This window comes from Bacillus sp. mrc49, from assembly GCF_002803435.1.
The window spans coordinates 399,223-411,856 of record NZ_PHNG01000709.1; the positions used below are offsets into that span (position 1 = coordinate 399,223).

General features: G+C 39.8%; 15 protein-coding genes and 3 pseudogenes. 4 read left to right on the forward strand and 14 right to left on the reverse strand.

Annotated elements, in window-relative coordinates:
* Positions 1-412: 412 nt before the first annotated feature.
* Positions 413-1,039 carry a YktB family protein gene (locus tag CVN76_RS19045; RefSeq protein WP_100532585.1) on the reverse strand — a complete coding sequence of 209 codons (627 nt, stop codon included), beginning with the start codon at positions 1,037-1,039 and terminating at the stop codon, positions 413-415.
* 363 nt (positions 1,040-1,402) lie between these two features.
* Positions 1,403-1,999, reverse strand: a complete 597-nt coding sequence (locus CVN76_RS19050) for an FMN-dependent NADH-azoreductase (RefSeq protein ID WP_157805708.1) — start codon at positions 1,997-1,999, stop codon at positions 1,403-1,405.
* 474 nt (positions 2,000-2,473) lie between these two features.
* On the opposite strand from CVN76_RS19050, the pseudogene CVN76_RS32465 reads away from it, so the two are divergent.
* A pseudogene (locus tag CVN76_RS32465) lies at positions 2,474-2,645 on the forward strand (IS3 family transposase); the annotation flags it as partial.
* Positions 2,646-2,722: 77 nt separating this feature from the next.
* Here the strand turns inward: CVN76_RS32465 and CVN76_RS19060 are convergent.
* From CVN76_RS19060 to CVN76_RS19080, 5 genes are read right to left on the reverse strand one after another with little or no spacing between them, the layout of a single operon-like run.
* Positions 2,723-3,052, reverse strand: a complete 330-nt coding sequence (locus CVN76_RS19060) for a PTS lactose/cellobiose transporter subunit IIA (RefSeq protein ID WP_100532588.1) — start codon at positions 3,050-3,052, stop codon at positions 2,723-2,725.
* A gap of 30 nt (positions 3,053-3,082) precedes the next feature.
* Positions 3,083-3,421 (reverse strand): PTS sugar transporter subunit IIB, encoded by a 339-nt coding sequence (locus CVN76_RS19065; RefSeq protein WP_269800053.1) that lies wholly within the window; start codon positions 3,419-3,421, stop codon positions 3,083-3,085.
* Positions 3,422-3,448: 27 nt separating this feature from the next.
* Positions 3,449-4,531 (reverse strand): DUF871 domain-containing protein, encoded by a 1,083-nt coding sequence (locus CVN76_RS19070; protein ID WP_100532590.1) that lies wholly within the window; start codon positions 4,529-4,531, stop codon positions 3,449-3,451.
* Between the two features lie 8 nt (positions 4,532-4,539).
* Positions 4,540-4,818, reverse strand: a complete 279-nt coding sequence (locus CVN76_RS19075; RefSeq protein ID WP_100532591.1) for a hypothetical protein — start codon at positions 4,816-4,818, stop codon at positions 4,540-4,542.
* Positions 4,811-6,139: a PTS sugar transporter subunit IIC gene (locus tag CVN76_RS19080; RefSeq protein ID WP_100532592.1), complete on the reverse strand. Its 1,329-nt coding sequence runs from the start codon at positions 6,137-6,139 to the stop codon at positions 4,811-4,813. Before CVN76_RS19080 ends, CVN76_RS19075 begins: the two co-directional genes overlap by 8 nt.
* Positions 6,140-6,324: 185 nt before the next feature.
* On the opposite strand from CVN76_RS19080, the gene CVN76_RS19085 reads away from it, so the two are divergent.
* Positions 6,325-6,531, forward strand: a complete 207-nt coding sequence (locus CVN76_RS19085) for a hypothetical protein (protein ID WP_100532593.1) — start codon at positions 6,325-6,327, stop codon at positions 6,529-6,531.
* A 94-nt stretch (positions 6,532-6,625) separates the two neighbouring features.
* Here the strand turns inward: CVN76_RS19085 and CVN76_RS31135 are convergent, their stop codons facing one another.
* Entirely contained in the window at positions 6,626-6,775 is a 150-nt protein-coding gene (locus tag CVN76_RS31135; RefSeq protein ID WP_157805710.1) for a hypothetical protein, read from the reverse strand.
* 35 nt (positions 6,776-6,810) lie between these two features.
* Positions 6,811-7,233, reverse strand: coding sequence for a VOC family protein (locus tag CVN76_RS19090; RefSeq protein WP_100532639.1), 423 nt, complete (start codon positions 7,231-7,233; stop codon positions 6,811-6,813).
* Between the two features lie 162 nt (positions 7,234-7,395).
* Here CVN76_RS19090 and CVN76_RS19095 point away from each other — a divergent pair, with 162 nt between their 5' ends.
* Positions 7,396-7,743: a potassium channel family protein gene (locus tag CVN76_RS19095; protein WP_100532594.1), complete on the forward strand. Its 348-nt coding sequence runs from the start codon at positions 7,396-7,398 to the stop codon at positions 7,741-7,743.
* A 211-nt stretch (positions 7,744-7,954) separates the two neighbouring features.
* Here CVN76_RS19095 and CVN76_RS19100 read toward each other — a convergent pair whose 3' ends face one another.
* From CVN76_RS19100 to CVN76_RS19115, 4 genes are all read right to left on the reverse strand, one after another.
* Positions 7,955-8,221, reverse strand: coding sequence for a CotD family spore coat protein (locus tag CVN76_RS19100; RefSeq protein ID WP_081092354.1), 267 nt, complete (start codon positions 8,219-8,221; stop codon positions 7,955-7,957).
* A 209-nt stretch (positions 8,222-8,430) separates the two neighbouring features.
* The gene (locus CVN76_RS19105) at positions 8,431-9,300 is read right to left on the reverse strand and encodes a cation diffusion facilitator family transporter (protein WP_100532595.1); all 870 of its coding nucleotides are present in this window, start codon (positions 9,298-9,300) and stop codon (positions 8,431-8,433) included.
* A 245-nt stretch (positions 9,301-9,545) separates the two neighbouring features.
* A complete protein-coding gene (locus CVN76_RS19110; protein ID WP_100532596.1) occupies positions 9,546-10,097 on the reverse strand; it encodes a dihydrofolate reductase family protein in 552 nt (183 codons plus the stop codon).
* An 84-nt stretch (positions 10,098-10,181) separates the two neighbouring features.
* The gene (locus tag CVN76_RS19115; RefSeq protein WP_232732327.1) at positions 10,182-10,982 is read right to left on the reverse strand and encodes a nucleotidyltransferase domain-containing protein; all 801 of its coding nucleotides are present in this window, start codon (positions 10,980-10,982) and stop codon (positions 10,182-10,184) included.
* 254 nt (positions 10,983-11,236) lie between these two features.
* Here CVN76_RS19115 and CVN76_RS19120 point away from each other — a divergent pair.
* A pseudogene (locus CVN76_RS19120) lies at positions 11,237-11,562 on the forward strand (antibiotic biosynthesis monooxygenase family protein).
* Between the two features lie 88 nt (positions 11,563-11,650).
* Here CVN76_RS19120 and CVN76_RS32470 read toward each other — a convergent pair.
* Positions 11,651-12,202: pseudogene (locus tag CVN76_RS32470) on the reverse strand (GNAT family N-acetyltransferase).
* Between the last annotated feature and the right edge of the window lie 432 nt (positions 12,203-12,634).

Sequence of the window (12,634 nt, forward strand, 5' to 3'; positions counted from 1 at the left end):
AAAAAATTTAACCGATGTGTTGATATCCCTAATTTTCACAACTGAATTTCTTAATCTGTTCAGTTTTTGTCACATAGGATTAAAACCATTCGTGATTTACAGTTCAGATATGAAACATATATCAGACAGATTGTTCTTTATATCTATAATGGTAATGCATTACTGATGCCAGACCCTGTACCTATACGAGCTTTTGGCTATGTTGCTTATATATTCAGGAAACTGTTCAAAAAGTTAAAAGTCCCATAGAAGCCATGTCTTTACAGTTTCCCATTTACATTGTATTTTTAACCGTATGCTTTAACGTTTTTCTGTAATTCATGGTGTGTAGGTCTGTAGTACGCCGATACAACTTTTGATATGCCCTTTTTAGGCTGGTTCCAGCCTTTCAAAACGAGTAGTAAGCGTTTTTTTATAGAAGCGATATTTTATAAAGTGGAAATAATGTCTTGAATGTATCACCAACTAATGAAATGAACTTATCACCATCCTTCAAGATTGGATCATTAGATTGAACATGGCGACCAACAAGGAACTCTGCCTTTTTCACGTCTCGAAAGCGCTCTAACGATTTTTCCAATCCTTCTTCACCTAGATTGAAAATTGATTCGGATTCTTTTTTCATATGGTCAATTGATAGGACATAATCACTCGGAATCAGCTCCCGAATACTATCAATTTCCTTGAGAAAATTACTCGCAATTTCCTTCTTGTTAGGTAATTCGTAAATGAATGCAAGCCATATGAAAACATGGTCATCGAATAAGCCTACTTGAAAATGCGGAAGCATTTTATATCCTTGTTTGTTTGCTGATATCGCTAGCCAAGTGTCTTTCGGAGCATTAACGGTTCGTCGTGCGTGTTTTGCAATATGCAGAAACATTTCATTTCCAGCCAATATTGACAATTCATCCGTCAGTGTGTCGCCCATCGCTTGAAACTTCGGCCGAATACGATCTTTTATTGCTTCCATTCTAGTTTCGAGTCCTTCTATTGTAAACGTGTCAAAATCAGTTTGATCAAATCCATTGAAATTCATGTACCATACACTCCTTTGCTATATATATTTTTGGCAACATCTTTTCTATTTTTTGGCTAAATCCGTTCTTTCATTAATCGCCAGTAAGATGTTATCAAAAACATCGTTTCAAGTTACCTTTTCAAACACTTGGGTGTAAACGGATGAGAAAAATTTATTCATCTCCTTCAGTAGACAATTCAATTGATCCATATTTATATAGGACTGGATCATACCCCAAAGAGCGTAATACATCATATTTTCAGATTTTTTAACCACATTGAATATGGCAGCTGACCCTCCTGCCGAACTTATCTTAAAATGACGACCAATGCAGGTTTCAATGAATGAGTCATCTTTTTGCCAAGTCCCTTCTCTTCATTATTAGAAATCGGAGGCAACCTTTACTACCATGTCCAAACCATCTTCTATGATTCCTTGTGAAAGACCAGGATATTGTGTATGACCTTCAATCACGACCGTTTCAAGTTCAGTAATGCCGAGGTAATGAAGCCAATTAGTTACAAAATTTACGGCCATCTCCTTTGATGCCATATGTTCAGAAGAGTAATCCGAACCACGAGCACATAAAATAGCAACTTTTTTGTTACTAACCTGAGTTTTCCTTGCTTGGGAAAGGTAAGAAATATAGGTTATTAATGGAGCAGGAACTGTGTAATACCATAATGGAAAAGCGAAAACTACCTTTTCGGCATCCAAGAACTGCTTTAAGTAGTGTTCAACAATATCTGTAGCTTTTGCCTCTTCCGCTGATAACTCTAACCCTTTGCTCCGCTTGAATCCTCCAGTAATAGCTGCATTTCCATAATACGGAAGATTGATATTGAATAAATCTAATTCAATAATCTCTTCATTTCGTGTCGTTTCTTTAAACGTGTTTAAAAATTTATTATACATTTGCACACTAATTGCTTGATCCTCAGGACGATCGTTAATTTTTACAAATAAAATTTTTGACATTGTTTTTTCCCTCATTTGTTTTTTATTTTCCCAGAAGCCGAACCAATATGGGCTTTATATCTTGATAAATTCTTAAATACTATCAAAATTATATTAGATATCTACATTATCTATAATTAATGATAAAAAAACGTTGTCCTATAGGCTTAATTGAGTTTTGATTTCTTTCACTCTCCTCATTTCCTTCCTATTCTTCAAATTCATTTATGATTTTCAATTAGAGATATCATCTATCTGTATTATATATTATTATTGATTCATGTCAATGAAGTTGCACCAACTACAGATTTTGGTAAAAATTCATCTTTGTTCCTTTCCATAGCCATTATCAGCTAGATCTAGATAGACCACCGATTAACATTGAATTTCAAGGCTGCAGCTATTTTTCTTCGAGTCCGTTCCCCACCAATTATCCTTGAACGTTTTGGGACAAGTTTCCTTTACTTGTTAACCATTGCTCCAACCAAGCCAACAGCAGTTATGGAAAATTTCTTTGGCATGTTAAATTCCAAATTTGCTTTTTATGGATCACTTTGAAAAGGAATTAGATGATTATATTCATTCCTATAACCACGAACGTATGAAGGGAATATTAAAAGACCTGAGTCCGATAGAAAACCGAACTCAGGTCTTAGAAGCTGCTTAAACTATAGGTCTAACATTATTGGCTCAGATCAGATCATTTTCCGGCGACTTTTTGAACGATCAAGCGCCAACCCTCACTTAATGATCCTTTTGTATTTTCTCATGCAATTCCACGATTTCCATCGCTAAATCTTTTGTTGTCATGGAGGTCATCAGGTGATCTTGAGCATGAATCAGCAGCATGGGAATATCGAAATTTTCACCATTCACTTCCGCTTGGATCAAGGCGGTTTGGATTTTATGTGCCGCGACAAACTCTTGCTCCGCTTCTTTCAGCTTTTCTTGTGCATTGCTGGATTTGCCTTGCTTTTGCAAGGAGATGGCTTCCATTGCGCAGCTTCGGGCATTTCCGCTATGGAGGATCAATTGAAAAGATAGTTCAGATAACGCCTCTTTCGTTTTCGCCATATTAGCACCCTCTCATCTCTTCGAAGTGAATTATTTGGAAATTAATTGAATGGCTGTTTTCAGCACTTCCTTGCCATTGCATGATCCGTAGTGCATCGGATTTATCGTATCTACCGGCACGCCCTTTTCATCTCCGATTTTCCTAATATCATTAAGTAAGTAACGAACCTGCGGCCCCAACAAAATCACGTCCACATCGTCAATATGATTTCTTACTTCGGTAGTGGCCACTGCCTGGATTTTCGCATTCACGCCTTCTTCCAATGCGGCTTTCTCCATTTTATTAACCAATAGACTTGTTGACATTCCTGCAGAACAGCATAATAGTATATTCATTCCATTTTCCTCCTCATAATTACATTGTTTTATTTGTTTCCTGTCAAACTTTGATCCAGCTTAGTCAATCAATCTAAATGAGCTCCATGGCTTAATATAATCCAGTAAAAACCGTTCTTCCTCCACTACTTGTGCAACGAGGTTCTTCCGTTCATCCAAGGGCATATCCCGTAAAATGACTTGAAGCTCTCCTTTATATTTTCCAAAGGAATCATTGCCGATGAAAACGGCCCCTTTTTGCTGTGGAACACTTTTTCGAATCGTAAAATTTTCATTTCCATATTTTTTCCGGACTTCAACTGATCGGACCATATACTCACTAATATCCCCACGGCGAATATGTATCTCATCCAAGGTGACTTGATGCTCGATGGGAGATGCATCCGAATGGAGCTCCACTTTCAACTCGATCATGTCCCGCTGTAAAGCTCCCAGCATTTTCAATTCCGCTTCACTGGCATAAGCGTTTCCAATGATCACATCATCAATTAAGTTTGTGGCCCATAAATGCTTGGCTTGTACATCAATGGAAAGTTCACGATGCTGTTCCAATGTGCACAATCCATCGTTGATGTTCCACGGCCCTATGTCACCCGTTTGTGAAGTAACAAATGCCGCTGTCCGAATGCCATGTTCTTTAAAACGCTTGCTGCAGGAGATGAAGAATTCATAAGGCAGTCCCGTGAATTTTTGCGGATAAAAATTATGACACCCAATCAACTGATTCTTATTGGCTTGATGCGACAAAATATTCGCTAAATATTCGACATCATTGCTCATATTCAGTTCAATTTTCAATCCATAAGGGTTATACGTCATTTTAGCTTCCTTCAAGCCATCAAAGCCCAAATCCAGACGAACGCCGTCCGCTCCCATTTCTGCGAAAAATCCTAAATCATCATAACTTATATTAAAGTTGGCAAAAACAGCCGGCGCAACATCAAGGATGACTTCCATATCCAGCGTTTTCGCATAAGAAATGATATCTTTATATTCTTCCATGACGACTTCGTAAGGTTTTGAAACCGATAATAAGCACGTGAATATTCGTTCAAACCCATAGTGGTGGGCCAATTTTATATATTGCTTGTCGAGATCCGGTGTAGAGTGTTCCGGATAAATCGATATTCCCAATCTTCTCATAGCTTCATTCACTCCCTATTTTCTTTCCATTGAACCCGCCTTGCCTGTAACCTCATTAAATAGTCACGGTAGCGTGAAGATACCATTACAGAACAAACAATGGTTGGTATGATGACAATCAAATAATAAGTTGACCCTAATGCGCTAAACAAAATGATGGAAATGCTAATGATTAAAATGGTAAAGCCGACTGATTTCCAAGGTGTTATCCATTCAGCTAGCGTCGTTCGCGAAAAAAGGATTTGGGCACCGACAAAGGCTAGCACTGCGCCTATAATTTCAAGCATATTTAATGCCTGCCTTTTTTTCTTCCGGTCCATCTTCGATTTTATTTTCATCACGCAGGTGCTGCTTTTCGAACATCTTGAAAAACGGAAAATAAATCATTAATGAGATGAAGAAATTCAATATAACGAGAACTCCTGCCATGATTGTCCAATCCGTGCTGATTACAGCGGCAATCGGGCCGAAGACCGTAAACGGAAGCTTGGCCATGATCATAGGAATCAAACCTAATTGAAAGAACGTGTATGAAACGACGACATTCACCAAAGGAGCAACAATGAACGGGACCATCAATATCGGATTCATGACGATAGGTGCTCCAAAGATGACAGGTTCATTAATATTAAAAATCCCTGGAACAAAGGACAGTTTACCCAGCTCTTTCAAATACTTCGATTTCGAAAATAAGAACAGTACTACAAGCGATAGTGTCGATCCTGCGCCACCAATCCAAACGAACCATTGAATGAATTGCTCGGTAAATAAATTTGGCAAATTCGCCGCATTACCCGTTCTAGCAAATGCATCCATATTCTCTAGTATTGCCGAATCCCACATCGGCCGTATGATCGGACCCAATATGGCCGGTCCGTGAATACCAAGCGACCAAAAGAAAACGATGAGGAAGACGGTAAGCAGACCGCCTATTAAACTATTACCGACCAAAAGATCTTTGAGAGGAGACACCAATGTCGTGATGATCGAATTAATATCAAAACCTAAACCATAACGAATGCCCCAGAAAAGAAGGACCACGACCAATGTTGGAATCAGGGCTGCAAACGAGTTGGACACCATTGGCGGGACACTTTCCGGTAATTTGATTTTGATGTCCCGTTTTATGAGAAAATGAAAAATTTCAACGGAAATCAATGAGGTGACGATCGCTCCGAACAAAGAAGCAGCACTCAAAGAGCTTATGGGCAGCCAGCGCCCCGCTTCAATCACACCTGGAACTGTTTCCATGACTTGGGTAGGCACCACACATGTAATCAGAAAAGCTAAGACTGATAGAAAGCCTGCACTGAGCTGATCTAATTTATAATGACCAGCAAGAGCCGAACCCACCCCAAATGCAGCATAGAGTGCCATCGCCCCAACTGTAAATCGGAAAGGTACATCCAATGCAGCTCGGTAAGGAGCAATCCATTCGTCATACCCATCAATAGGGAAATTCAATAAAATAACAAAAAACGAACCGATAATCGTTAAAGGAAGTGTTGCAAGGACACCATGCCGGATTGCTAGCAGATGTCTTTGTGATCCGATTTTATTTGCCACTGGAAGCACCTTTGACTCAAGTACATTCATAAAACTATTCAATAACCTTTCCCCCTCCATGAAAAAAGACTGAAAAAACACATAATTCAATAATTAAACATTATAACGTTATACTTATTATGTCAATCCTTTTTTTATATCGAGATCATGAGGTTCAAAATGTTCAAAATCAAACGAACGGTGTCATAATCAAGCATTTTTCAAGCAGGTAAGGATGGGAGGTGGTGGTGGAATGGAACTGGTTTAGGCCCCTGCTAAAAAAACAGGAGTTCGCAGGAGGCCCGGTAGATACTAAAAAATCCTCTGAAAAAACAGGTTATAAAAACCCCTTGGTCGTGGATGCTTACGAGAAAATGGAGCATATGATCTGCTTTTTTGCTTGCTATAAGAAAGGTAGTTTGCAATTACAGTCTCCCCCATATGCAATGCACTGATTTTGCAGCTGACTTGTTATAACTCGCTCGATAAAATCAAAAAAAACTGAAAGCGGAACTCCATTCCGGGACAACACAACATTCCCCTCAGTCCCTATTCAAGCCATGAAACGCCAAGGGTGATTTCACCGAATAATAGATTGAAAAGATTCAATAACGCATGGTAAAAAGCAGTGAATTGTTTAAATAAAAAAGGAAGCATATCCCCCTCAAGGTCTAGTGCTTCCTTCATTTTGATACTCAATCAGTTTGTTCCTGCGATGTTCAAAAGGGCGTTCGTCATTCTTCCAAGTCCCACTGCGGATTCCAGACCACCTCCCAAAGATGGCCATCAGGGTCTTTAAAGTGACCGGAATATCCTCCCCAAAACGTATCGTGTGCCGGATCGGTTATTTCGGCTCCCGCTTTATATGCTTGCAGCAATACACGATCAACTTCTTCCTTGTTTCCTACATTATGGCCAATCGTGAATTCAGTGGAACTTGCCTGCGACAATGGAACCTTAGCCTCATGCGCTATATCGCTTCGCTTCCAAATGGCAAGTTTTAGGCCTGCTTGCAAGTCGAAAAAGGCAACGGCGCCGTGCTCGAATTCCTTCCCTATAATCCCTTCCGTTTGAAAGCCCATTCCATCTTGATAGAACGCCAGCGATTTTTCCAAATCATCCACGCCTAACGTAAGCACAGTAATACGCGGTTTCAACATATTTTCCCCCTTTTTGAATCTCCCCATGGTAACCACTACAATCACACTTCCTTCTTTTTTTGTCAAACCAATCTAATTTCCTGTATAGTGAAAGGATTAGCCAGGATTGAACTATTACTGCCTAATCTGAAATGAAACAGAAAGGAATTTTGATTACCCATGATATCATTTATCCTTACCCTAAAACGTTTTTTAAAAGCGCTATGGTCAGCTTTTAAAATGAAGAATTTCCAAGTTCTTTTCGCCTTGGTCCTGGTCATGTTACTTTCCGGAACCATTTTTTATGTTAAGCAGGAAGGGCTGACCGTTATTGACTCTCTTTATTTTTGTGTTGTCACTCTAAGCACCGTTGGCCACCCCGGTTTTGAACCGCAGACGACGTTCGGAAAAGTATTCACGATGATTTATATTGTCGGCGGCACCGGGTTATTCATGGGCTTGATTGGATATCTTGCCTATGCCGTCATAAAGAAGCGGGAAAGCGAGAACAAAGAAAGCAGGAAGTGAAGTTATGAGGAATGCTCAATCAGAAAGGCATTCCTTTTTGTTAATTAACATTCATTATTTAAGTATAACAATCTGTTCATGTTTTTCTGATTGCACTCCCTATTTCCATCCATTCGCTGCAACTTTTACAATACCTGCCTATTTCGGCCGCTTCGCTGACTCCCTTTAATAAAAAAAGCACCCAGAAATGGGCGCTCCATTACATTCTTATTCATCTGTCCCAGAAGGGTCTGCATCTATTATTATTATTCGGGTTACTGCCGCAATTAACGTTTTCTTCAACCGTTTCATAAACGTCTCTCTCATATACTGGATAGTAATGCTCATTTCTAACCACAGTCCTATTTACATTAATCACTTCCGTTGGGTGAATATGCTTCACGACACGCCGATTTGTTCTCGTATTCACCACGGTCCTTGTAGGATCTGTGATCACTTCTTCTCTTTGTTCACGACATCTTCTGCAATTACAACTCATAAAAACACCACCTTTTTTTTACTTCTTTGTAGGGTATGATATTAGGTGGAAACTTGTACTAAGCAATAAAACTATTTTTATTTGTTTGAATGCAAAAAATCCCCCTCTAACAATTTAGAGAGGGAGTATCTGCCACTACATGTATATGCACTCGAAAATTTTTTGTCTAATCTGTTGGTATATCTTCGTTCAAAGGAAAATCAGCGTAGTTAATTGGGCTCAACATGAACATGAACATCATACACCCCATGTTCATTCATCATCACTTTTTCTACATGTGTCGCAATATCATGTGCTTCTTTTATATCCAACGTGGAATTAACAAGAATCACGACATCGATGACTTCATTATTGCCGTAATTTCTCCCTTTAATTTCTTTTATACCCTTGACCCCATTCACGTTTGTAATGACATCTTTATAGAGATGAATTTTATTTTCATCGAATCCGTCTGAAAGCTCATGAGAGGATTGGCTGAATATCTCCCAAGCTGTTTTGCATATTAAAAGCCCAACGATGATTGCCGTCAGCGGATCAAGCCATGGCATGTTTAGTTGGGAGCCGAAGATTCCGATAGCGGTTCCGATACTTACCCAAGCATCTGAAATATTGTCTTTCGAAGCGGCCATAACGGCTTTACTGTTAATTTTGAGAGCCAGTTTTTTATTATACCGATATACAAAATACATGGCGATTGCTGATAAAATCCCCACATACCCTGCCATGATGTCAGGCGACTCCTTGCCCCCGTCAAGCATGGACGAAATGGCATCGATCAATACCTGCACACCAACGGCAAACATGATGAATGATGCCACCATGGAGGCAATCGTTTCACTTTTCCAATGACCATATCCATGATCTTTATCGGGGGGTCTTTGGGCTAGCCTTAATCCAATCAATACGGCAATGGATGCGATAATATCAGTCGTATTGTTCAAACCATCCGCTTTTAGAGCAGCTGAGTCACTTATGTATCCAATTATCAGTTTTATAATAGATAGACAAATATAAGCAATGATACTAATGATTGCACCACGTTCGCCTAATTTGAGGTCATTATATTTCTGTTCTTCCATTCAACTTCCCCCCACAGTTAAGTACTTGATTATCATACCAACTTAAAATTGGGTGGGTCTATAGCAACCTTTTTGTATCGTTATATATATGTAAGCGCTAGGTAACTATGTTGGATGAAGCAAACTATCTGAAAAGAATAAATATAGTTTCTTTCATCCATATTTCGGATGATTTACATTAGGAGCGGGTTAATAGATTTTAACAACAAAAAAAGGGCCGCTGCCGCAACCCGATCACTGATTCCCTAGGTATAGATAATTTTGTATGTGGGTTTGATCACACCGTTTGGATACTTCGTCATATCAATTAAATCCAGTTTAAGCAAAGGCTTGACGCTGCCGAAAAGCGGGATGCCTTCTCCGATGATGATGGGATTCACTTTCAGTACCAATTGATCGATGAGTTTATGCTTGATTAGGTTCCCGGCAAGTTCGCCTCCGCCGCATAGCCAAAGCTTACCTTCCCCTTGCTGCTTGAGGCTTTCAATGAATTCCACGGCATTTCCCTTGATGAGCTCCACTTCCTCGTTCGATTCGAACTGAAGGGAATTTGAGAATATATAATGCTTTAGCCCCTTATAGCCAGGTTCACCTGGTTTCGCGCCGAAATGAAAGCCAAACTCATATGTTTTCCGCCCCATCAAGACGGCGTCATATTGCTGAATTTCCGTTAAAAAATCCGGGACATGCTCCCCCTCGAATAAAAAGAGGGAATTACTGATATCTCCATCAATTATGCCTTGGTCCGCAATGAAATGGTCCAGCGATACTGCCACATGATAAATCAATTCAGCCACGTTAGACATCCCTCCGTATTTGTTCTGAAATCGTGATCTAAACACAAATCAATTCATTTAAAACTTCCGCTATGAAAACTAAGATTAAGTAGCCATTTTTATCATCTTTTTTATGTGATCTTCATTTGGTTCGATGTCCATCAGCATACTAAGGCACTTATTCAATCGAAGGAATTCGGGGATCATATTTCCCATCGTTTTCATGATTTCACTAGGATTGCGATCGCTGGCCCATTCATTTAAGAGGTTTAATTTCTTTTCATCCAATTTACTTCTTTTGCCTTCCATTTTCGTCCATGCCCCATAGGAGCCGCCTAAATGCTCCCCCATTTCCATATGCCAGCCATGGACGATGTGCCAGCGCACTTTATCGAGATTAGATCGTGCATATAATCTTTCCCCCCTCATTACAGCTCGGTAAGTTTCATGGATAAACGCAAGCAGTTTCCCCCGCCGAAGTTCCACTTCCTCCGCTGTAGACTGGTAAGTAATGTCTGCCGATGCCTCAACAACCTGACTGACGATGTTAAAGGGATCATGGCGGATTTCAATTTCCTTCATCCAGATGGAAGGTACAACTTCCTCAGGTGAATGATACCAGCTATCCACTTTGACGAAGGTATCATAATGTGTGACGATATATGGTGAAGATGGATGGTGATCTTCATGAAAAGCGACATTCCCCCAGCCACTTGCTCGTTTCATTTTCCCCTTTAAGTAAGCTGCTTTCCGTTCTCGGATGACTACCGTATGCAGATCGATATCCGAGTAATCATCAAAGTTCCCTTTCGCTAATGACCCTGAAAGGTATATGGCCAAAACATCCCGGTCAGCCGATAGGTCCTTTATTGCATTAAGCAACAGAATATCACGATGCTTGGGCAAATAGGAGTCTCTTTCCAAATGTTCACTGAAAAATCCCACACATAAAACCATCTCCTTTTTTTAACAAACCTTCAAAGTACTATATTCGTTCCAAAATAAATAATCTCCTTCCCCCTCTTGCATAGTGGACCAAACATATCTTGAACTCCACGCCCCACCCCATTGCTTGGTTTGCCGGCTTCTAAATGTCCCTATCCCTGCATATCCTGATAGGATATGATTTTGAAAAGTCAGTTAAAGGGGGACATCTGTTGATGTTTTTTGCAAATACACCCGAACCGCCTTACTACGCTTGTATTTTTACATCCAACAGAAGTGAAGGAGATGCAGCAGGCTACGATTCAACCGCTGATTTCATGGTTGAGCTTGCCTCTCAGCAAGAAGGCTTTTTAGGAGTAGAGAGCGTAAGGGATCAAAACGGTTCAGGAATCACCGTATCTTATTGGAAATCCCAGGATTCAATCAAGCGCTGGAAGGAAAATGCTTTCCACAAAAAGCACAGGAAAAAGGCATGAAAGACTGGTATTCCTCTTATTCCGTACGTATTTGCAAGGTTGAAAGAGAGTACCGCAACAAGTGAAAAAACTTTGGCGCTCGTTCCGGCATCATGTTCATAAAAAAGACCGCTTACAGCGGTTTTGAAAAAAGCATGGATGCGTTTCATGACGTTAGATGATTTTCAAATCTTTTTTTATAAGGGAGTACATCAATAAATCATCGAATTTCCGATAAGTATAATCATAATGCCTAAGCAAGCCCTCTCTTTTTAAGCCTTGCTTTTCCACCAGTCTTTGGGATGGAATATTGGCGGGCTCGATTAAAGCATCGATCCTTTCCAATTGAAAGTGATGATAGCCATACCTGACGACGGCTTCCAAGGCTTCATCTGCTATGCCTTTTCCCCAATGAGCTTGATTTAGTTCATAGCCAACTTCTGACCGGAAATGTTTAGGGGCTATATTCAAAAATCCACAGCTCCCGATCACCTCCCGTTATCTTTCATTGTTATTCCCATCTAAATCCTGTACCTTCTTTGCGTATGGACTGATATCAACCGATTTCCTCCCCACACTTCATCGACTGTTTGGAAAGGCTCCAATCCCATATGCTTCACGACCTCGATATCAGTTAGATAGTCAAGCATATCACCTGCGTCCGCTTTTTGTTGCTTCACGCAATATCAATCTTTTCGTCTCAATAACCAGGAATCCTTTTTCCACATTTCCCCTCCTCTGTTACCGTACGCACCATTCCAAGCTAATTGAATAGGGCTTGCCTTCCGAGATGTCTCTTTCTTACGACCGTCAGAATCATTAGCCATATATAAACATAAAGACAACTTTTTTTTAAAACCCAAAAGTTGAATTTCTTCTCGGATATGGTGATTTTTTTGATTCTATTATGCGGTCAGTTTCAGCCGCTTCACAGCCTATATAGAACTTAAGTGTCATTATCTTCCTGATATCAACAGGTCGAATAGGCCTTTTTTACCTATCCTTAATAAGTTAACAAGAAGATAAGCAAACTATATGATATTGCAGTGTAAATCTTCTTTCCTTACATAATTCGTTAAAGATATCAGGATGACATAAGGAATAACAATATAGCGGCTATTCAAATAGTGCTTTATCTAATTGTAATGGGGTGCATGT

Excerpts from the sequence above, each read along its gene's own strand:
- CVN76_RS19050 (WP_157805708.1), bottom strand. The coding sequence starts at position 1,999 with ATGTCAAAAATTTTATTTGTAAAAATTAACGATCGTCCTGAGGATCAA.
- CVN76_RS19105 (WP_100532595.1), bottom strand. The coding sequence starts at position 9,300 with ATGGAAGAACAGAAATATAATGACCTCAAATTAGGCGAACGTGGTGCA.
- CVN76_RS19075 (WP_100532591.1), bottom strand. The coding sequence starts at position 4,818 with ATGCTTGAAATTATAGGCGCAGTGCTAGCCTTTGTCGGTGCCCAAATC.
- CVN76_RS19095 (WP_100532594.1), top strand. The coding sequence starts at position 7,396 with ATGATATCATTTATCCTTACCCTAAAACGTTTTTTAAAAGCGCTATGG.
- CVN76_RS19045 (WP_100532585.1), bottom strand. The coding sequence starts at position 1,039 with ATGAATTTCAATGGATTTGATCAAACTGATTTTGACACGTTTACAATA.
- CVN76_RS19100 (WP_081092354.1), bottom strand. The coding sequence starts at position 8,221 with ATGAGTTGTAATTGCAGAAGATGTCGTGAACAAAGAGAAGAAGTGATC.
- CVN76_RS19060 (WP_100532588.1), bottom strand. The coding sequence starts at position 3,052 with ATGGCGAAAACGAAAGAGGCGTTATCTGAACTATCTTTTCAATTGATC.
- CVN76_RS19070 (WP_100532590.1), bottom strand. The coding sequence starts at position 4,531 with ATGAGAAGATTGGGAATATCGATTTATCCGGAACACTCTACACCGGAT.